The following is a 20,167-nucleotide window of genomic DNA, read 5'->3' as shown; positions in this document are numbered from 1 at the left end:
GAACGCGTTCTCGCCGCTGTTCGATCGACGGTCCCGGCGGCCCGTCCGCCCGGTCCCGGCCATTGCGCGAGTGGTTGGTCAGGGCTCGCCCGCGCGTGCCATCCTTCTCCGTGTCCGGTCGTGGACCTTGAAATCGATGATGGAGTGCGGGTGGCGTTCGCGGGTGCGTGGGGACGGGCCGCGGCGGCGCACGCGATGCTCGCGGCGCCGGTGGCGGTGGCGACGGCGGCAGCTCTCCTGACGGCCGTCCCGCCGGCCTCCGCGGCGGGGCCCGTCCGCATCCACGACATCCAGGGGGCCGGGCACGTCTCACCGCTGGAACGCGCCACCGTCTCCGCCGTCCCCGGCGTGGTGACCGCCCTGACCGGCAACGGATTCTGGATGCAGGACCCCCGTCCCGACCGGGACGACGCGACGTCCGAGGGCGTGTTCGTCTACACCCGCACCCGCCCGTCCGCCGTGGTGGGCGACTCCGTCCGGGTGGACGGCAGGGTCAGCGAGTTCCGCCCCGGCGGCGCCCGGTCCGCCGGGCTCACCCGGACCGAGATCGACGCGGCCGCCACGGTCGTCGACGCGCACGGCACCCCGCTGCCCGCCCCCGCCGTCCTCGGGCCCGGCGGGCGGCGGGCACCCGCGAGCGTGGTCAAGGACGGGCGCGGCGACGTCGAGAAGGGCGGCCGGTTCGACCCGCGCCGCAACGGGCTGGACTTCTACGAGTCGCTCGAAGGGATGCGGGTCCGCATCCAGGACGCCGTCGCCGCCGGGCCGTCCCGCTACGGCGAGCTGCCCGTCCTGCCCGCGAACGGCGCCGGGGCCGGGACGCGGACGGCGCGCGGCGGCGTCCTGCTGCGCGACGGCGACCCCAACCCCGAACGGGTGATCCTGGACGACGCGCTCGCGCCGCTGCCGGGCATGAACGTGGGCGACCGGCTCCCGGGCGCGGGCGACGGCGTCCTCGACTACGGCTACGGCGACTTCAAGCTGCTGCTCACCGCCACCCCGCGCCGCGCGGACGGCGGCCTGCCGCGTGAGGCGACCCGCCCGGCGCGGCCGGGGGAGCTGGCCGTCGCGACCGCCGGGCTCGACGGCCTGGACCCCGACTCCCCGCCCGAGCGCTTCCGGGCCCTCGCCGACGACATCGTCCGGGGGCTGCGCTCCCCCGACCTCGTCGCGGTCAGCGGGCTGCGTGACAACAGCGGCGAGGCCGACGACGGCACGGTCGCCGCCGACCAGACCGTCGCCGAGCTGATCACCGCGATCAGCGAGGCGGGCGGGCCCGGCTACGACTGGCGGTCGGTGAACCCGCGCGACAACGCCGACGGCGGCGAGCGCGGGACGAACGGCCGCGTCGGGTTCCTGTTCCGCACCGACCGCGGGCTCGCGTTCGTCGACCGTCCCTCCCCCGCCGAGCCGATGGCGGACGGGCCGCCGCCGGGCGGGCCCGACCCCGCGGTCACGCCGGTCAGGGCCGTCCGGCGGGACGGCGCGGCGGGGCTGACGCTCAGCCCCGGCCGGATCGCGCCGGGCGACGCCGCGTGGGGCGCGTCCCGCAAGCCGCTCGCCGGGGAGGTCACCTGGCAGGGACGGCGGATCATCGTGATCGCGGCGCAGTGGTTCGGGCAGGCGGGCGAGGACCAGCCGCTCTTCGGCCGCTTCCAGCCCCCGTCGCGCCCGAGCGAGTGGCGCCGCGACGCGCAGGCGAAGGTGGTCGCCGGGTTCGTCCGGTCCATCCGGAACATCGACGGTGACGCCGGGGTGATCGTGGCAGGGGACCTCAACGGCGGCGAGTTCTCCGCACCCGTCCGCACCCTCGCCAAGGAGGGAGGGCTGGCCGACCTTCCGGCCGGGCTCAAGCCCTCCGAGCGCTACACGGCGGTGTCGGACGGCAACTCCCAGCTGCTCGACCACATCCTGCTCAGCCCGTCCCTGAAGCGGCGGCACGAGTTCGACGTGGTGCACCGCAACGCGGAGTTCGCCGACCGGGCGGGCGATCGCGATCCGGCCGTCGTCCGCATCGGCCTCTCGGGGAGGTGAACCGGCGCCCCGAATTTGGGATGCGCCAAAAAAACGACATCGAACCGCCCTGAATGCCGCCGGTGTTTTCCCCGCACGGCCCCGGGCAACGGTCGATCGTCACACCCCCCACGGGAGGAGACGCCCTTCATGGCGCATCGATATCGGCCGGGGATCAGCCTGGTCGGCCTCATCTACATCATCATCGGCCTCTTCGTCGCCTTCGACCGCGACTACATCGACGCGTCCCTTCTGCGGCGGGTCGGCAGCGCGTTGCTGGCGATCTTCCTGTGGTTCCTCGTCCTGCTCGGCGTGGACCTGCACATCCACGGCTGATCCGAAACGGGCACGGGCCGCGCCGCGTTCCCCCCACGTGGGCGGCCCGTGTCTCACCTCCAGCCCCGCCGACAGGTCGCCCTCGCCGCCGGGTCATAGACGGGCGCGCGATCCGGGGGTTACTTTCCGCCCATGACGACAAAGGGATGCAGTTGCGGGCACAGCGGCGGATGCTCATGCGCGAAGGGATGCTCCTGCGGCTGCAACGGCTGAGCAGACCCGGAGCAGGGCCAGGAGCAGGTCCAGGAGCAGGTCCAGGAACGAAACCCCGGTGAGCGGTGCGCGTCAGGGCGCCGTCGGGACCCAGTAGCGCAGCTTGACGCCGCGCCGGTCCTCAAGGACGCCGCCGTTCTTCTCGATGATGCGGCGCGACCCCTCGTTGTCCTCGTCGCACGTGACCAGCGCGCGTTCGATGCCCAGCCCGGCCGCCACGGGAAGCGCGGCCCGGAGCATCGCCGTGCCGTGGCCCCGACGCCGCGCGGACGGGCGCACGTCGTAGCCGATGTGACCGCCCACGTCCAGCAGCCACGGGGTGAGCCGGTGCCGGATCGACAGTGCGCCGAGGAACTCCTTCTCCTCCACCCACCACAGTGCCGTGGAGGGGACGAACCCGTCCGGACGCGGCGTCGTCTCGACCGACTGGAGGCGCAGCGACCACACGAACCGTGCGAAGACATCGGGATCGGCCCAGTCCGCGGCGTCCGCGCCGGTCTTCCGGCCGATCCCGCCGTCGTCGCCGGGGCAGTCCCGCCCCTCCAACCGGAACTCCTCCATCGCCTCGACGTAGGAGCGGTGGACGGCCATGGCCGGCGCCACGAGCTCGGGCATGCTCCTCCTCAGGGCGCGACGGCGCGCCACAGGAGGGCGGCCTCGCCGCGGTGGTCGGCGCTGGTGCCGATGCCCAGCAGGTCGCCGCCCACCGGCGTCAGCGCGGTGAGGCGCTGGTCCCCCGGGCCGCCCAGCCCGGCGGCCGGGACCCGGCGCCAGGACACGCCGTCCGGCGACGTCCACACGGCGGCGTCGCCCCCGGCGGTCCCCGCGGCGGCGAAGCCCGTCGTGGTCGCGGCGACGGCGGTCGCGGCCGCCCCGGCGCCGAGGGCGCGCGGCGTCCACGTCGCGCCGCCGTCGGCGGACACCAGCGGCATCGCGCCCTGGCCGAGGGCGATGACCGTGTTCCCATGCGCCGCGACCTCGGTCAGCGGCCCCGACGGCGGCCCGGTGGCCGGGGCGCCCCCCGGTGCCGCGGACCCGGAGGCGGGTGCCGCGGGACCCGCCGCAGGAGGCGCGGGGAGGTTGACCGGCGTCCACTTCAGGCCGTCCGGGGAGGTCCAGGCGGCGGGCGCCTTCTCCCGCCCGCCGACCGCGACGTATCCGGTGGCGGTCGCCGCGACGTCCATCGGGTTGCCGTCGATGTCGGAGCGCTTCCAGGCCGCCAGGTCGGTGGAGTGCCAGGCCGCGCCCGTCCCGACCGCCACGTAGCCGGACGGGCCCGCCGTGGCGGCGGCCGGTGCGGGGCCCGAGGGGAACGGGGCCTTCGTCCAGGACGCGCCGTCCGGTGAGGTCATCGCGAGCGGCCCCGGGGAGGCCCCGGACGTGCGGCCCACGGCGAGCCACCCGCGCGCGCCGTAGGCGACCTCGGACAGCCAGCCGCCGGACCCGGGGAACCCGGCGCGGGCCCATCGCCGCCCGTCGGGCGAGCTCCACACGGCCGTGGTGCCGTTCGTGCTGCCGACCGCGACGACCCGCCCGGGCGCGGCGGCGACGGACCTGATCGTCCGCTCGGGGTGGACGGCGCCCGGCACCGACGCGAGGTCCACGCCGGACAGGTAGGCGTCGCCGCCCTCGTGCCCGGAGACCGCGACCGCGCCGGCGGCGACCGCCAGGCCGCTGACCTCGGGCGGTCCCGCGACCGTGCCGCCCGGCTGCCACACGCGCCCGTCCATGCTGCGCAGCACCGCGCGTTCCTTGCCGCGGACGAGGACGGCCATCCCGGCGGCGCCGCCGCCGAGGCGCTCGACGCCGGTGAAGCCGGGGCCGCCGAACCGGCCCGCGGCCCGCCAGCCCTGGCCGTCCGCCGAGGTGAACACGACGCCGAACCGCGTCGTCTTGCGGTGCTTCTTACGTCCCGTCGTGCGCCGCCCCTCCCGGACGGTCGCGAACCCGCCCGGCACGGCGGCCAGGCCCTTCGTCGCGCCGTAGGACCCCTGGGCCTGCGGGACCGTCACGGCCTTCCACGTACGGCCGCCGTCGGCGGAACGCCACAGCCCGTCGCCGCTGACGGTGCGGGTGACCTTCCTCCTGCGCTTCTTCTGGGTGACCTTCTTGCTGAAGGTCCCGTGGGTCACGAGGGCGGTCCCGGACGCGGCCACCCGGTCGAGCCCGGTGATCCCGGAAATCTCGGCGCGCTGCCAGGCCCGGCCGTCCGCCGAACTCCAGACCAGCGCCTTCCCCGCCGCGCCGCCCACGGCCACGAACCCCTGCGCGGTGCGGGTCAGGGCGTTGACCTCGTCGGCCGGGCGGAACGCGGGGTCGGGCGGCTGCCGCGTCCACGTCCCGGCGTCGTTGCTGGTCCAGACGACGGCACCGGCGGTGCCCCGGCCCAGCGCCAGCCACGCGCCGCCGCCGCCGGACAGCAGGCGCGGGCGGTCGCCGAGCGGCGGTTCCGTGCCGTTGGCGGCGCGGACCCGCGCCGTCCGCCAGGCGCGCCCGGAGTCGGCGGAGCGCAGGAACGCCGCGCGTTCCCCTCCCTCCACACCGGTGCCCTCGGTGCCCGCGGCGACGATCGTGGCGCCGTCCGCGGCGATGGCCGCGAGGTCCTGGACGAGCCCGTCGGACGCGGCCGCCGGGTCGGCCGCGAACAGCGCGTCCGCGGTCACCGCCGCGGCCGGGCGCGGCGGGGCGGGCTCGCCGGCGTCCCGTCCGAGGACGACGATCACCCCGCCCGCCACCAGGACGAGCCCGGCGGTGACCGCGATGCCCGACCGCAGCCCGCGCGTCCGCGCCGGCTTCGCGGGACGTCTCGCCCGCCGCGCCGCCTTCGCCGCCCGCTTCGCCGCCTGCTTCGCCTCGGCGGCCGAGTACACCTTCTCGTCCACGGGTACCGGTCTCGGCCGCGCGGCGGGCGCGGCCCGCTCCGCCTGCACCGGCGCACTCTCGGACTCGACAGGCCCGGCGGACGCCACGGGCTCGGCGGCCTGCGCGGACACCACGGTGTCCGCGGGCGCGGCGGGCGGGGGGCCGTGCCTCCAGTCCAGCCCGGCGGACCTCCACGCCTCGTAGGCGCGCTGCCAGGGCGTGAGGGACGCGGGCAGCCCGGCGAGACCGCCGGCGACGCCGAACGTCAGACGCCGCCGGACCTGGCGGGAGTCGGCGGGCCCGTTCTCGGCCGGGGGCCTGGCCTCGTCCTGCTCGGGGGTCCTCGCCGTCACACGCGCTCCTTCACCCGGTCCGCCCTTGGACCGTCGATGGCACCATCAAACCGCGCCACACCGGCCCGTGTCGGGACATCGGCGTGAACGGCGGCCGATCTTAGCCGCGGGAGCGTTCTATCACCTCAGGCCCGGCTAAACCGATCCTTCGCCTCGATCGTCCCCTTGTAGGCGAAACCCTGAATATGGATGACGGGCGCGTCCACCGCGGGGACGCCGTGCACCTCGGCCGACACCCCCACGCCGCCCGCCTCGACCCGGACGCCGGGCGGGACCACGACCTCGACCGTGGACTTGTAGGCCAGGACGCGGATCGTGGTGACGGGCCCCTCCAGCTCGGCCGAGCGCAGGTCGAGCAGGGAGTGCCCCTTGTAGATCATGGCGGTGAACCGCTCGGGCAGGCGCCACCGGCCGCTGCGGCGGACGGCGCTCTTGTAGGCCATCTGGAAGCGGCTCGCCGGACGCGCCGAGGCGGGCCGCGCGGCGGCGCGCGGAAGGTCCACCGAGACCCGGTCCAGCTCCGCGTGCGTCCGGGCGGCCAGTGCCAGGTCGATGCGCTCGTCCAGCTCCGCCTCGGTCAGGCGGCCCTCGGCGTAGGCCGTGTGCAACCCCACGAGGGTCTCGTCGCGATCCCGGTCGGAGGCGCGCACCTCGGGCGCGGGCACATCGGGGACGCCGATCTCCGGGGTGCCGATCTCAGGGGCGCACAGACCGGACCCGGTCCTCCGCTGCTCGACGCTCACTGCCCTCTCCCCTCCGCACCGCGGACGAATCGCGATGTATCGTAACTCGCCTTCGCTCGTTTCGCGAGACATTCGCCCGGATCCGGCCGTCCCGTCCCGACGCGCGATCTTGGTTCCGGCCCCCGCGGACGCCCGTCCACTAGATTCGGAGGCGGCCAGAACGTCGAGGTGAGGAGGACGGTCCATGGTCGGCACGCCCGGCCACGCGCACGGCCCGTACACGCTTTACGACCTCGACGCGCTCCCCGAGGAGGGCCGCCGCTACGAGCTCGCCGACGGGTGGCTGCACGAGCTGCCCGGCGACGTGTGGCACGACCACGCCGCCGAGCAGCTGAAGACCGTCCTCAAGGACGCGGCGCGCCAGGCCGACGCCGACGTCCACATCGCCGGCGCACCGCAGGACGTGACGACCCCCGCGGGCGTCCGCAAGCCCGACGTGTTCGCCGTCGGACGCGACGTCGCCCGCGCCGCGCTGGAGCGGCGCACCCGCACCTACTACGGCCCCGACCTGATCCTCGTCGCCGAGGTCGTCACGCCCCGCACGGTCAACGAGCAGATCGACCGCGTCCGCAAGGTCGACGAGTACGCGGCGACCGGCATCCCCCACTACTGGCTCGTCGATCTGGAGCCGCGGCCGACCGTCACGATGCTGGAGCTGGAGGACGGCGGCTACCGCGTCACCGGCAAGGTCCGCGCGGGCGAGACCGTCGCCGTGGGCCGTCCCTTCGCCATCGAGTTCGACCCCTCCCGTCTCTCCGAGATGGAGTAGCCGCCGCGGTTTGGCCGGATCCCTGCGGTTGTTGACGGTCTCGCCACTGCCAGAGTCCCGGCGGCGCGGGCAGGCTGAGGGGCACGGCCAGAGGGCGGCGAGAGAAGAGGGGACTCCGATGCCAGAGCTGATGCGCGCGGTGAGCCAGGACGTCCTGGGCGGGCCCGATGTGCTGAGGATCGTCGAGACCGAGCGGCCCGAGCCCGGGCCCACCGAGGTGCTCGTGCGGGTGCGGGCGGCAGGGGTGAACCCGACCGACTGGAAGCACCGGGCCGGGCTGGGGTTCCTGAGGGAGCCGCCGTTCATCCTCGGGTGGGACGTGTCGGGGGTCGTGGAGGCGACCGGCGTGGGCGTGACACTGCACAAGCCGGGCGACGAGGTGTTCGGGATGCTCCGCTACCCGTTCAGGGGCGGATCGCACGCCGAGTACGTCGTGGCGCCGTCGCGGACGTTCGTCGCCAAGCCGCCGGGCATCGACCACGTCCAGGCGGGCGCGCTGCCGCTGGCCGCGCTGACCGCGTGGCAGGCGCTGGTGGACACCGCCGGGGTGGGCGAGGGGCAGCGCGTCCTCGTGCACGCGGCGGCGGGCGGGGTGGGGCACCTCGCCGTGCAGATCGCCAAGTCCCGCGGCGCGTACGTGATCGGGACGGCCAGTGGCGCCAAGCACGGGTTCCTGCACGGGATCGGCGTGGACGAGGCGATCGACTACCGCGAGGTCGACTTCGCCGAGGCCGTCAAGGGCGTGGACGTCGTCCTGGACACGATCGGCGGCGACTACGGGCCCCGCTCACTGCGCACCCTGCGCCGCGGCGGGATTCTGGTTTCGCTCGTGCTCCGCGACCTCGTGCCCGTGGACGCGGCCGCGGCCGGGGTCCGGACGGAGGCGCTGCTGGTCGAGCCCGACTTCGCCGCGATGACGCGGATCGCCGCGCTGGCGGAGGAGGGCGCGCTGCGCGCGGAGATCGACACCGTGCTCCCGCTGGAGGAGGCCGCCTGGGCGCACGAGCGCGGCGAGACCGGCCGCGTCACCGGCAAGATCGTCTTCACGGTCTAGGTCACCGGAGCACGGCTAACGCCGGGCGAGGTGGCGCAGGTAGGCGTCGCGGTCCCGGGGGTCGCCGTCCGTGCGCTCGCGCGCGGGCGGCCGCCCGGCCACCGGCCGCTCCCCGGACGGCCGCGACCACCACACCCCCTCCCCGCCCGTCAGCGCGGGAAGCGACCGCTCGGCCTCGCGGACGCGGGACGCGGGGATCTCGCCGCGGACCGTCCAGCCCTCGGGCGCGGGCTCCGGTTCCAGGGCACCGGCGCCGAGCGCGGTCAGCCGGGCCAGGACGGGACTCAGCGCGTCGCCCGGGATCTCCGCCTCGAACGCGTGGCACGGTTCGTACACGCGCGTCCCGGCCTCGGCGAGCGCACGCATGAGGACGAGCGGGGTGAGGCCCCGGAAGTCGGCGGCCGTGCTGAGCGGCGCCGCGTACCCCGACCGGGTGAGGACGACCGCGCAGCCGGTCACCGGCCAGCCGTGGAGGCCCTGCTCCAGCGTGCGGTGGACGGTCTCCTCGATGGCCCGGTCGAGCGCGTGCGGCAGCGCCCCCATCTCGACCTCGCGGCGGAACGTGACCCCGGCGCCCGGCTCGACGCGCAGCCCGACGGTGGCCCAGAAGTCGGGCGTGCGGCGCCGCCATTTCATGTCCTCCTCGGCCTCACCGGTCCCGGCCGGGCGTTCCAGGTAGACGACGCGGCTCGCCTCGAAAACCGCCTCCACGCCCGCGTCCGCGAGCAGCCGGGCGCCGATGATCTCCTTCTGCACCTCCCCGAACAGCAGGACGGACGTGGCGCCGCCGGGCGCGGGCCGCGCCCGGATCAGCGGGTCCTCGTCGGCGAGGGCGAGCAGCGCGGCGCGCAGCCGTGCCGCGTCCCCGGGCCGCCGCGCGCGGACGACCGTCTCCAGGCTCGGCGGGTGGAACGGCGGGACGGCCCGCACCGGCGCCCCGATCCGGTCGCCGACGCGGACCCCCGCGAGTCCCCGGACACGGCCGATGTTCCCGGCGGTCAGGTGGGGGGCGGACGGGCCCACCACGTCCAGCCCGGTGATCCGCCCGGCGTGCCCGCCGACGGTGACGCGCTGGCGAAGCCGCAGCCCGCCGGAGAACAGCCGCAGGAGGGCGGTCCGCTCGCCGGACGGACCGCGCTCCACGGCGAACACCGTGCCGCGCGTCTCCCCCGCCGCGTCGCCACCGGCCGGGGGAAGGAGATCCGCGATCCCGTCCAGGAGGTCGGCGACACCGGCGCCGGTCACCGCCGACCCGAAGTAGAGGGGCTGGACGAGCCCGGCGGCCGTCTGCGCGCGCAACGCGTCCCGTACCGCGCCCGGCGCCGGGTCCCGTCCGTCCACGAGGTCCGCCAGGAGGACGTCGTCGTGCTCGGCGAGGACCTCCGCCGAGGGGCGGAGCGGGACGGTGCGGGCACCGGGCGTCCCGGCGCCGCGGACGTCGTTCAGCGGGACGGCGCGGCCCGGCAGCCGCCGCCCGATCGCGGTGAGGGTCCCGTCGCTGCCGGCGCCCATCCGGTCGATCTTGTTGACGAAGACGAGGGTGGGCAGGCGCAGGGCGCGCAGCGTCCGCATCAGCACGCGGGTCTGCGCCTGGACGCCCTCCACCGCCGACACCACCAGGACGGCGCCGTCCAGCACGCCGAGGGCGCGCTCGACCTCGGCGACGAAGTCGGCGTGGCCGGGGGTGTCGATGAGGTTGACGTCCAGCCCGCCGACGCGGAAGGGCGCGACGGCGGTGCGGATCGTGATGCCGCGGCTGCGCTCCAGCTCGCCGCGGTCGGTCTGGGTGTCGCCCGCGTCGACGCTGCCGAGCCGCCCGATGGCGCCGGTGTCGAACAGCAGCCGCTCGGTCAGGCTGGTCTTGCCCGCGTCAACATGCGCGAGGATGCCGAGGTTGAGGGTGGCCATGTGCGGTGAAGTCCTCGAAGGCTCTCGTCCTGACAGGGAACCGGGAGATTTCGAAGAACCGCCGCATCTCGCCTCCAACGCTCGGTCGGCACAACCCGGCCATGCTCCCAGCGGCGCAACGCCATGGGAAACGGTTTTTCACAGACCGGATTTCGGGCGCGCGCGGGAGACCCGCCTGCGGCTTTGTCCCCCGGCCCGGTCGCGCGGTCGCGCGGCGGCCGGGGCCACTCCGGGACAGGCCCTAGGCTCGGGGTGTGCTGCTCCTGACGACTTTGGAAGCGTGGCGGGCCCAGCCCGGGCCGCGGTTCGTCCTGGCCGACGCGGGCGCCGTGTGGGCTCCCGACGACCGGCCCGACGCGGAGGACGCGCTCGCGATCGCCGACGACGTGTTCGAGGAGGGCCAGGTCGTCGCCGTCTCCCTCGATCCCGAGCCCGGCCTCACGCCGCCGCGCGGGACGATCGACCGGACGACGGCGACCGACGTCCGGTACGCGCGGCGGGGCCCGGACGGACGCCACGTGGCGTTCCTGACGCGTCCCCCGACCGCCGGCGCCCTCGACCTGCTCCCCCACCCGGAGGGCGGCTGGTTCCGCGAGACGTGGCGCTCGGACGTCCGCTTCACACCCGGCGGCTACCCCGGCGAGCGGTCCAGCGCCACCGGCATCTACTTCCTGCTCCCGCCCGGGGAGGAGTCGATGTGGCACGCCGTCCGCTCCGCCGAGATGTGGCTGTGGCACCGGGGCGGCCCGCTGTCGCTGCTGCTGGCGGGCGACGGCGACCACCCGGCGGACGTCCCCGAGACGATCACACTGGGCCCGGACGTGGAGTCCGGTCAGTCCCCGCAGGCGGTCGTCCCCGCCGGTTTCTGGCAGGCGGCGCGCCCCGCCGCCGGGGAGGAGGTCCTGGTCAGCTGCGTGGTCTCCCCCGGCTTCGACTTCACCGACTTCCGCGCCGCCCAGAACTGACACCGACACAGACCCCGCCGCGCCCCGGCGACGGCATCAGCCACCGACCGAGCGCGCTACCAGCCCGGTGGGACGAAGCCGGAGGCGAGTCCCACCGGGATGATCGCGAAGCGATGTCGCGCTCGCACAAGAACGGTCAAGCGGGCGAGCCGCCAGGCGAGCCCGCTTGGGCCGGGATTGCATTCAATACGCCACCTGGCGGCCGCTCATGGTGCGCATGATGTGCTCGACGAGCGTGATGAGCACCATCTTGGCGTCCTCGCGGTCGCGGACGTCGCAGTCGATCACGGGCACGTCGGGGGGCAGGTCCAGGGCGTCGCGGACCTGCTGGGGGGAGTGACGTCCGGCGCCGTCGAAACGGTTGACGCCGACGATGAACGGGACACCGCGGCGCTCGAAGTAGTCGACCGAGGCGAAGCAGTCGGCGAGCCGCCGGGTGTCGACCAGGACGACCGCGCCCAGCGCGCCCTTGGCGAGCTCGTCCCACATGAACCAGAAGCGGTCCTGGCCGGGGGTGCCGAACACGAACAGGACGAGGCCGTTCGGCAGTGTGATCCGGCCGAAGTCCATCGCGACGGTCGTCGTCGTCTTGGCGGCCACCGCCGACGTGTCGTCGATTCCGACGCTCTTCTCGGTGAGGGCCTCTTCTGTGCGCAGCGGGCGGATCTCGCTCACCGCGCTCACCAGTGTGGTCTTGCCGACGCCGAAGCCGCCGGCCACAAGGATCTTGACGGTCAGCGCGGAGTCGCCCGGTGCGGCCGCCGCGTCAGAGCGCACGGATTCCATCGATCACTTCCTTGAGTACGCGCTCGCTGGGGAACTGCGCCACCGGCGCGGGGCGTCGGACCTGGATCAGCGAGTGATCGAGAAGGTCGCCGAGCAGGACGCGGACCACTCCGAGGGGGAGTTCCAGGTCCGACGCTATCTCGGCGACCGACAACGGTGTGCGGCAAAGCTCCAAGATCATCTCATGTTCGGGCTCCGGCGCCCACGGGGACGCGGAGGCCGGCGGGGGGTCCCCGGCGGACCCGGGCGGGTCCGCGGCGACCATCAGCGCGACGAGGTCCAGTTCGGCGCCCTCGTAGTGCGTCCGGCCGCCGGTGAGCGCGTAGGGCCGCACGACCGGGCCGGCGGCGTCGTCGAACCACGCCGTCACGCCCGTGCCGTGCCCGTGTCCCGGCCGGCCGGGACCGTGTCGGCGGTCCACCTCACACGCCACCCGGCTCGGACGGGACGGACGGCGCGGTCCGCGGGTTCGCCGACAGGTGCTGCCCGACGCGGGCGACCAGCATCGCCATCTCGTAGGCGATCATCCCGAGGTCGGCGTCGCCGGAGGCGAGGACGGCCAGGCACGCGCCCTGGCCGGCCGCCGTGACGAACAGGAACGACGACTCCATTTCCACGATCGTCTGCCGGACGGGCCCGCCGCCGAACGACTCCCCGGCGCTCCGCGCGAGGCTCTGGAAGCTCGCGGCGACCGCGGACAGGTGGTCGGACTCCTCGCGCGCGAGGCCGCGCGAGGCGGCGATGCGCAGTCCGTCGCTGGAGAGCACCACCGCGTTCCGCACCGGGGTGACGCGCTGGACGAGGCTGTCGAGCAGCCAGTTCAGCTCACCTCCGGCTCCGCCCCGGACCTCCGTGCCGGAGTGCTGGGCATCTGTCATGGGGTGTCGTCCTCCTGGTCGCCGTCGTTCTGCCCGGCCTCGGCGCCGGCCGCCTCGTGGCGGCCGCGCTGCCAGCCGCGCTGCATGGCAGACATCTTCGATCGCAGCGCCTCGGGCGAGCGCGCGTCGCCCGCCTCCGGCCGGTCCTGTGGAGCGGTCCCGGCGGCGCCCGTCCCCCCGGCCCCGGCCCCGGACGCGGCGTCCGCGACCGGAGGCCGTGCGAGCGGATCCTCCGCCAACGGCACGTCCGCGGGCGGTGCCTGCGCGGGCGGTGCCTGCACGGGGAGGACGTCGGCGGGCAGGGCGTCGGCGGGCACCGGCGCGGACAGCGGCATCATGCCGCCCGGATCGGGCCTCGGCTTCGGCTCGGGCGGGCCGTCCTGCGCGGCCAGGTGCGCGTCGACCCGCTCCTTGAGCTGCGGCGCGAGATGCGTCTGACGGCGGCGCTTCGGCAGCTCGCCGTCCCCCTGAGGCGAGGCGGGCTCCGGCGAGGCGGGCTCCGGCGGGGCCTTCGCCGGTTCTGGCCGCGCCTGCTCGGGACGCTTGCGCCCGCCGCCCGTCCGCTCGGCGGGGGCCGCCTCGGCGACCAGGCGGACGACGCCGTCCTGCCGCGCCGCCGGACGGGCGGACGCCGACAGCGCGGGCGCCGCGGCGGCCGGCACGCTCGGCATCGGGCCCGTGGGGCGGCGCGCGACCGGCTCCTGCTCGGCGCCCTCCACGATCAGCGGGCCCGGGATCAGCGCGATCGCCGTCGTGCCCCCGTACGGGGACTGGCGCAGCGTCACCTTGATGTCGTGGCGCTGGGCGAGCCGCCCGACGACGAACAGGCCGAGCTGCGCGCTGTCGGACGGGTCGAACTCCGGCGGCTCGGCGAGCCGCGCGTTGGCGGCGCGCAGCGCCTCGTCGGTCATGCCGAGGCCGCGGTCCTCGACCTCGATCGCGAACCCGTGCGCGACGGGGTGCCCGCTGACCCGCACCGGCGACTGCGGCGGCGAGAACGTCGTGGCGTTCTCCACCACCTCGGCGAGCAGGTGGATGACGTCGGCGACCGCGGCGCCGAGCAGCGCGATCCTCGGCAGCGGCTGGACGCGGACGCGCGGATAGTCCTCCACCTCGGCGACCGCGCCGCGGACCACGTCCACCAGCGGGACGGGACGGCGCCAGCCGCGGCCGGCGGTCTTGCCCGCGAGGATCACCAGGCCCTCGGCGTGGCGGCGCATGCGGGTCGCGAGGTGGTCCAGGCGGAACAGGTCCGACAGCTCGGCCGGGTCCTCGGTGCGCCGCTCCATGGTGTCGAGCAGGGCGAGCTGCCGGTGCAGCAGCGCCTGGTTGCGGCGGGCGAGGTTGACGAACACCTCGCTGATGCCGCGCCGGGCGGCGACCTCGCCCGCGGCGGCGAGCAGCACCGCCTCGCGGGCCCGGTCGAACGACTCGGCGATCTGCCGGATCTCCCTGATCCGGTACTCGACGTCGGGGACCGGCTCGGGCTCGGCGGGCTCCCCGGCGCGCACCTGCTCGGCCAGCAGCGGCAGCCGCTGCCGCGTGAAGTCGACGACGCCTCCCGCGAGGGTGCGGCATTCGCGCAGCAGCCGCCGCGCCACCCGCACCGCGATGTAGGTGGACAGCACGACCGCGAGGAGGCCGAGGCCCCCGGCGAGCGCCAGCCGCGTGACGACGCCGACCGCGATGCCCTGGGCGCGTCCGGTGACGTCGTCCAGGAACCGGTTCTCGAAGCCGTACAGGCGCCCGTTCGCGGTGTCGGCGACGGACCGCCACACGGCCGGGTCGACCGGCAGCGGCGCGCGGGCCGCCTGGACGCCCTTGCCCGCCCTGGCGCCCTGCCCGCGGGCGGCCGCCGCCGGGGCCGCGCCGCCGGGACGGCTCGCCCGCGACGTGCGGGGAGCGGCCTCGGAGCCGCGGATGACCTGGTCCTCCATGAGCCGCAGCCGGGTGGTCTCCGGCGAGTTCGCGATGGCGTCGTAGCGCGCCTGGTCGGCCGCCGGGAGGTTGGGCGTGGTGTCGGCGTACAGCATCCGCTGGGCGCCGACGAGCTGGGCGAACTCGCCGCGCTCGGCGGCGGTGACGCGGCCCGCCACGAGCGCGCCGGTGAGCAGCGCGTCCTCGCGGGCGAGGAACTCCCGGGCGCGGCCGACGGAGGTCAGCGTGCGGGCGTCGGCGGTGATGGCGCCGTTGCCCGGCGTGGTCGCGTTGTAGACGGCGAAGCCCGCGTCGATGAGCGCGGAGTAGTCGCCGAGCGCGCGGGCGCGGTCGATGACGCGGTCGTCCACGCCGCGGCGGATCGCCGCCAGCGAGCCGAGCCGCGTGACGAGCGCGTCGATCCGCCGGACGACCTGGGGCTGGATCGCTCCGCGCAGGCCGCCGTCCCGGCTGCCGCGCACCACCTCCTCGCGCGCCGCGTCGGTCGCCTCCCGCTGCGCGCGGATCGCGCCGCGGTCGGCCGTCCGCGCCCCGCCGAGCTCGGCCACCGACAGCCGCCGCTCCTTCTGCAGCCCGTCGATGAGCCGCTGGGTGGGCAGCAGCGACTTGCGCTGGAACTCGCGGCTCTGCAGCAGCAGGTGGGCGTCCCCGTAGGTGATGCTCGTGACGAACACCCACAGCGAGGCCAGCGCGACCAGCGGCACGAGGACCAGCACGATGATCCTCGACCGGATGCTGGAGAAACGGCGCGCCATCACGGCGTGCGGACCATGCTCACTCGGACGGCCTCCGGCAGTGGGGGCAGGGACAACGCCGGGACTTCTGACATGCTGCGAAACCTCCCCGATGCGGGATGTACGGGGGTCTGCCGGAGCCTACTACGTCGGGGCTCCGGGCAGGCGGGGCGGCCGAACGTCATCCGGCGGGCACCGCGCCGCCGCCCGCCCCCGCCCCGGCGCCCTCCCCGGACTCCGCCCAGTTCAGGACGTGTTCCATGAGGGTGACGAGGACCTGCTTGGACGACTCGCGGCGGCGCACGTCGCACAGCACCACCGGGACGCCGCGGTCGAGGTCCAGCGCGATGGCGATGTCCTCGGGACGGTGCCGCTCGGCGCCGTCGAAGCAGTTGACCCCGATGACGAAGGGCAGCGAGCGGCGCTCGAAGTAGTCGATGGCGGGGAAGCAGCCGGTCAGCCGCCGCGTGTCGGCGAGGACCACGGCGCCGATCGCGCCGGACGCCAGCTCGTCCCACATGAACCAGAAGCGCTCCTGGCCGGGCGTGCCGAACAGGTAGAGCAGCAGGTGGTCCGACAGGGTGATGCGGCCGAAGTCCATGGCGACGGTGGTGGTGGACTTGGCGTGCACCCCGGAGGTGTCGTCCACGTGCGTGCCGCGGTCGGTGAGGGGTTCCTCGGTGTGCAGCGGCCTGATCTCGCTGACCGAGCCGACCATGGTCGTCTTGCCCGCTCCGAAGCCTCCCGCGATGAGGATCTTCGTGGTGACGAGTTCTGGGGCCGGGTACCCGCCGCCGTATCCGCCCCCGAAGCCGCCGCCGTATCCGCCGCTGTTCCCAGCACCGTTGCCCGCGCTGTTCCCGCCGCCGCCATAGCCGCCGTAGTCGGGGCCGTAGCCGCCCGTCCCGTCATAGTGCGCGGAGCCCATTGAGCACCTCCCTCAGCACTCCGGCGGCCGGGCGCACGCCCGCCGGTCCCCCCGCGGCCACGACCGCGACGAGCCCCTCGTCCCGCAGGTCGCCGAGCAGGACCCGGACCACGCCGAGCGGCAGCCCGACGTCGGCGACGAGGTCGGCGACCGTCACCGGCCGCGCGCAGCCGCGCATGATCCGCAGGTGGTCGGGGCTGTAGCGGAGCCGGTCGTCGGTCGGCGGGCGCACGGCCGCGACGACCGCGATCAGCTCGAAGCCCTCGCCGTCGGGCCTCGTCCGGCCGCGCGTCCGGGCATACGGGCGCACCAGCGGACCGGCGTCCCGGTCCAGCCACCGCTCTCCCGAGGCCATCGGTCAGTATCCCCGCGGGGCGGTTCCCCCGGGGCCGCCGCCCTCGGCCGCCGTCCGGTCGCCGGTCCCGAACCGGGGGTTGGCCTGCATGTGCTGGCCGACGCGCTTGACCAGCACCGCCATCTCGTAGGCGACCAGGCCCGCGTCGGCCTCCGCGTCGGCGAGCACCGCGAGGCAGGTGCCGTCGCCCGCGGCGGTCACGAACAGCAGCAGCGCGTCCATCTCGATGATGGTCTGCCGGACGGCGCCGCCGGCGAAGTGCCGCCCGGCGCCGCGCGCGAGGCTCTGCACGCCCGACGCCAGCGCGGACAGGTGCTCGGCGTCCTCCCGGCCCAGCGCGCTCGACGCGGCGATGGCCAGCCCGTCGCGGGACAGGATCACCGCCTGCCGGACGGTCGGCACCCTCCCCGCGAAGTCGTTGAGCAGCCAGTTGAGCTCACCGGACACGGCGTTGTGGGTCATCGCGTCTCCTCGTCCCCGATGTCGGACGCGAGCCCGCGCCGCCATCCCTGCTGTATCGATGCCATCAGCGAGCGCGCCTCCTCCGGCGAACGGGCCACGCCCGGCACCGCCCCGTCTTCGGACGCCGGCCGTGGCGGCGGCGCCTTGCGGAGCTGCGGCGCCAGATTCTCCTGGCGCACCCTGCGCGGCAGGCCCGCGTAGGTTCCGGCGGAATGCCCTTTGTCGCCGCCGACGGTACCGCTCTCCGGCATCCCGCCACCCGGCTCGGTGCCATCGGGCCGCGTGGCCGGCTCCAGGTCAAGCGGACCGGCGTCCGGCGGACCGGCCTGGAACGGCTCGGCCCGGAACGGCTCGGCCTGGAACGGCTCGGACTCGGGCGGATCCGGTTCCGCCGCGTCGTCCGACCAGGGGTTCACGGGAGGGCGCGGCGGCGGCACGGACGGGACCGACGGCACCGGACGGGGCGCCGGGGGAAGCGGCCACGGCGTCGCCTGGCCCGTCAGCTGCGGGACCGCGGGCACCCCTTCCACGGGCCGCGTCGCGAACCGGCCGGCCGGTGTCCCGTCGCGGAACGGCACCACGGTCGTCTCCGGGAACGGCGTCGCGTGCACCGTGGGCGCATCCGCCACCGGGACCTGCGCCTCCTCCGCCGTCGCCTCGTCGCCCAGCTCCTCGTCGCCCATCACCTCGGCGGGCACCACGAGCGCGTTCGGCAGCAGCACGACCGCCGTGACCCCGCCGTACGGGGAACGCTGGAGCGTGACCGTCACGTCGTGCCGGGCCGCGAGCCGCGCGACGACGAACAGGCCGAGCTGGTCGGTGTCGACCAGGTCGAACTCGGGCGGCTCGGCGAGCCGCCGGTTGGCCTCGGCGAGCCGCTCCGGGCGGACGCCGAGACCGCGGTCCTCGATCTCGATCGCGAACCCGGTGCCGACCCGGTCGGCCATCATCCGGACCTCGGTGCCCGGCGGGGAGAACGACGTCGCGTTCTCCAGCAGCTCCGCGAGCAGGTGGACGACGTCGGTCACCGCCGCGCCGACCAGCCCGTCCTCGGTGTCGGTCAGCACGCTCACGCGCGTGTAGTCCTCGATCTCGGCCACCGCCGCGCGCAGCACCTCCCCGACGCGGACGGGCCGCCGCCAGCCGCGTCCCGGCGTGGCCCCGGACAGGATGATCAGGCTCTCGGCGTGCCGCCGCATCCGGGTGGTGAGGTGGTCGATCCGGAAGAGGTCGGCGAGGTCGTCGGCCTCGGCGCGGCTCTCCAGGCCGTCCAGCATCGTGAGCTGGCGGTGCAGCAGCGACTGGTTGCGGCGGGCGATGTTGAGGAAGATGCGGCTGATGCCCGCGCGCAGCTCGGCCTGCCCGACGGCGGCGTCCACCGCGGTCCGCTGCACGGCCGAGAACGCGTCGGCGAGCCGCGCGATCTCGGTGGTGCGGCCGGGTTCCAGCGGCGGGACCTCGGCGGCGACGTCCACCGTCTCGTCCCGGCGGAGCCGTTCGACGACGTCCGGGAGCCGGCGCCCGGCCAGCTCCTCGGCGGCGCCGCGCAGCCCCACCAGCTCGCGGACGAACCCGCGGCTGAACCGCAGCGACAGCAGGACCGAGACCAGGACCGCCAGCAGCCCGAGCCCGCCGACGGCGCCGAGCCGGGTGTAGGCCGCGCGTCCGAGGTCGTCGGCGTGCTCGCCCGCGCGCCGGGAGTTGCCGAGCACCATCGCGTTGACCGACAGCACCAGCGGCTGCGCGGCCGACTGCCACTCGACGGCCGTGACCGGGAGCGGGCCGCGGGTCCGGTCGGCGATCCGGTCCTCCATCGCGCTGAAGGCGCGATACCGGGCGGACTCGAAGATCTGCCGTGTGCCGGTGTCGTAGACGCGCGGGTCGAGCAGCGAGCGCTGCCTGCTCCACTGCCAGCGCTGCTCGCCGACCATCTCGACGAACAGCCGGTGCTCGGCCGGCGTCATCCGGCCGCCGCCGGCGAGCGCGCCCGCGACCAGCGCGTTCTCCCGCTGCATCAGCTCCATCGCCCGCCCGGCGGCGCGCGTCGACAGCGTCCACTGGTAGAGGTCGGAGTCGTCGATGACCACGAGCGCGTCGTACAGCCGGTGCATGGCGTCCACCATGACGCCGTAGCCGTTGATCGCGGTGAGCCGGTCGACGGAGCGGGCGTCCACGGAGCCGCGCAGCCGCCCGAGGCCGTCCAGCGCGGCCAGCACGTCCGCGACCCGCCGTTCCATCTCCGCGCTGGTGGCGCGGCGTGCGGCGTCGGACGTGGCCTCGCGGCGGAAGAACTCCACCGCCGCGTCCAGCCGGGGACGCTGGGCGGCGAGCTCGGCGAGGGTCACGGTGCCGGGCCCGCCGAGGTAGGCCGCCGACGCGAGCCGCTCCTTGCCCAGTTCGACCAGCACGCCCTGCCCGCCCGGCGCGAACCGGCGGTCGAGCGTGTGGTAGCGGCGCTGGGCGAGCGCGTCACCCCCGGTGACGCTCGCGGCGTACCCCCAGAGCGCGACGAGGGAGAGCAGCGGCACGAGGAGCAACGCCGCGACCTTCAGGCGGATCGACGACTGCCGCGGACGGCGGACGGCGGTCCTGACCGGCGGATCTGGGGGGCGGTCCCCCCACGGCTGATCGGTTTTCATGGGACCTCGGGCGTTCCGGGGCGCAGGTTCTTGCGATCATAAAGGCGCACCTTGTCGGCACCGCAACCCCTTCGACACCTTTCATGCCCATTGCCGTTATTCACTGGTTCGTGGGGGTACAGCCGCTTACCGCACCCGGCCCGGACGGGTCCATCCGGAATGAGATATCGGCAAATCTGGACAAGATAGTTCATTTCCCCCTGTTCTTCGGGGCAGAATGCGCCATACTCT

The 20,167-nt window shown here is 75.3% G+C and carries 17 protein-coding genes; 5 read left to right on the top strand and 12 right to left on the bottom strand.

Going from position 1 to position 20,167, the window contains the following annotated elements; all coding sequences use genetic code 11:
• Positions 1 to 150: 150 nt before the first annotated feature.
• Together AGRA3207_RS30490 and AGRA3207_RS30485 are read left to right on the top strand one after the other, a co-directional pair.
• Entirely contained in the window at positions 151 to 2,034 is a 1,884-nt protein-coding gene (locus tag AGRA3207_RS30490) for an endonuclease/exonuclease/phosphatase family protein (protein ID WP_231330582.1), read from the top strand.
• Between the two features lie 129 nt (positions 2,035 to 2,163).
• Complete coding sequence (locus AGRA3207_RS30485; protein ID WP_231330581.1) at positions 2,164 to 2,349, top strand: hypothetical protein; 186 nt, start codon at positions 2,164 to 2,166, stop codon at positions 2,347 to 2,349.
• Positions 2,350 to 2,634: 285 nt separating this feature from the next.
• Here the strand turns inward: AGRA3207_RS30485 and AGRA3207_RS30480 are convergent, their stop codons facing one another.
• From AGRA3207_RS30480 to AGRA3207_RS30470, 3 genes are all read right to left on the bottom strand, one after another.
• Entirely contained in the window at positions 2,635 to 3,177 is a 543-nt protein-coding gene (locus AGRA3207_RS30480) for a GNAT family N-acetyltransferase (protein ID WP_231330580.1), read from the bottom strand.
• Between the two features lie 8 nt (positions 3,178 to 3,185).
• A complete protein-coding gene (locus AGRA3207_RS30475) occupies positions 3,186 to 5,777 on the bottom strand; it encodes a hypothetical protein (protein ID WP_231330579.1) in 2,592 nt (863 codons plus the stop codon).
• 125 nt (positions 5,778 to 5,902) lie between these two features.
• On the bottom strand, positions 5,903 to 6,520 hold the full coding sequence (locus tag AGRA3207_RS30470; protein ID WP_231330578.1) for a DUF1707 SHOCT-like domain-containing protein: 618 nt from the start codon (positions 6,518 to 6,520) through the stop codon (positions 5,903 to 5,905).
• A 184-nt stretch (positions 6,521 to 6,704) separates the two neighbouring features.
• Here AGRA3207_RS30470 and AGRA3207_RS30465 point away from each other — a divergent pair, with 184 nt between their 5' ends.
• Both AGRA3207_RS30465 and AGRA3207_RS30460 read left to right on the top strand, forming a co-directional pair.
• A complete protein-coding gene (locus AGRA3207_RS30465; RefSeq protein WP_231330577.1) occupies positions 6,705 to 7,289 on the top strand; it encodes a Uma2 family endonuclease in 585 nt (194 codons plus the stop codon).
• Positions 7,290 to 7,407: 118 nt separating this feature from the next.
• Entirely contained in the window at positions 7,408 to 8,343 is a 936-nt protein-coding gene (locus AGRA3207_RS30460; protein WP_231330576.1) for an NADP-dependent oxidoreductase, read from the top strand.
• A gap of 15 nt (positions 8,344 to 8,358) precedes the next feature.
• Here AGRA3207_RS30460 and AGRA3207_RS30455 read toward each other — a convergent pair whose 3' ends face one another.
• Positions 8,359 to 10,251: an elongation factor G gene (locus tag AGRA3207_RS30455; RefSeq protein ID WP_231330575.1), complete on the bottom strand. Its 1,893-nt coding sequence runs from the start codon at positions 10,249 to 10,251 to the stop codon at positions 8,359 to 8,361.
• Positions 10,252 to 10,505: 254 nt separating this feature from the next.
• On the opposite strand from AGRA3207_RS30455, the gene AGRA3207_RS30450 reads away from it, so the two are divergent.
• Positions 10,506 to 11,216: a cupin domain-containing protein gene (locus AGRA3207_RS30450; RefSeq protein ID WP_231330574.1), complete on the top strand. Its 711-nt coding sequence runs from the start codon at positions 10,506 to 10,508 to the stop codon at positions 11,214 to 11,216.
• 183 nt (positions 11,217 to 11,399) lie between these two features.
• Here AGRA3207_RS30450 and AGRA3207_RS30445 read toward each other — a convergent pair whose 3' ends face one another.
• The 8 genes from AGRA3207_RS30445 to AGRA3207_RS30410 form a co-directional block, all read right to left on the bottom strand.
• Complete coding sequence (locus tag AGRA3207_RS30445) at positions 11,400 to 12,002, bottom strand: GTP-binding protein (RefSeq protein ID WP_231330573.1); 603 nt, start codon at positions 12,000 to 12,002, stop codon at positions 11,400 to 11,402.
• Positions 11,983 to 12,423, bottom strand: coding sequence for a DUF742 domain-containing protein (locus tag AGRA3207_RS30440; protein WP_231330572.1), 441 nt, complete (start codon positions 12,421 to 12,423; stop codon positions 11,983 to 11,985). The genes AGRA3207_RS30445 and AGRA3207_RS30440 overlap by 20 nt, the downstream gene beginning before the upstream one ends.
• A 1-nt stretch (position 12,424) precedes the next feature.
• On the bottom strand, positions 12,425 to 12,880 hold the full coding sequence (locus tag AGRA3207_RS30435) for a roadblock/LC7 domain-containing protein (RefSeq protein WP_231330571.1): 456 nt from the start codon (positions 12,878 to 12,880) through the stop codon (positions 12,425 to 12,427).
• Complete coding sequence (locus tag AGRA3207_RS30430; protein ID WP_231330570.1) at positions 12,877 to 15,573, bottom strand: sensor histidine kinase; 2,697 nt, start codon at positions 15,571 to 15,573, stop codon at positions 12,877 to 12,879. Before AGRA3207_RS30430 ends, AGRA3207_RS30435 begins: the two co-directional genes overlap by 4 nt.
• A gap of 160 nt (positions 15,574 to 15,733) precedes the next feature.
• Positions 15,734 to 16,270, bottom strand: coding sequence for a GTP-binding protein (locus tag AGRA3207_RS30425; protein ID WP_231336440.1), 537 nt, complete (start codon positions 16,268 to 16,270; stop codon positions 15,734 to 15,736).
• Positions 16,271 to 16,460: 190 nt separating this feature from the next.
• A complete protein-coding gene (locus AGRA3207_RS30420) occupies positions 16,461 to 16,835 on the bottom strand; it encodes a DUF742 domain-containing protein (protein WP_231330569.1) in 375 nt (124 codons plus the stop codon).
• A gap of 3 nt (positions 16,836 to 16,838) precedes the next feature.
• Complete coding sequence (locus AGRA3207_RS30415; RefSeq protein WP_231330568.1) at positions 16,839 to 17,297, bottom strand: roadblock/LC7 domain-containing protein; 459 nt, start codon at positions 17,295 to 17,297, stop codon at positions 16,839 to 16,841.
• Positions 17,294 to 19,936: a sensor histidine kinase gene (locus tag AGRA3207_RS30410; protein WP_231330567.1), complete on the bottom strand. Its 2,643-nt coding sequence runs from the start codon at positions 19,934 to 19,936 to the stop codon at positions 17,294 to 17,296. The genes AGRA3207_RS30415 and AGRA3207_RS30410 overlap by 4 nt, the downstream gene beginning before the upstream one ends.
• Between the last annotated feature and the right edge of the window lie 231 nt (positions 19,937 to 20,167).

It is taken from the genome of Actinomadura graeca (assembly GCF_019175365.1).
Classification (GTDB): domain Bacteria; phylum Actinomycetota; class Actinomycetes; order Streptosporangiales; family Streptosporangiaceae; genus Spirillospora; species Spirillospora graeca.
Note: the sequence above shows the minus strand (reverse complement) of the source record. Positions and strands in the feature narration are given on the sequence as shown.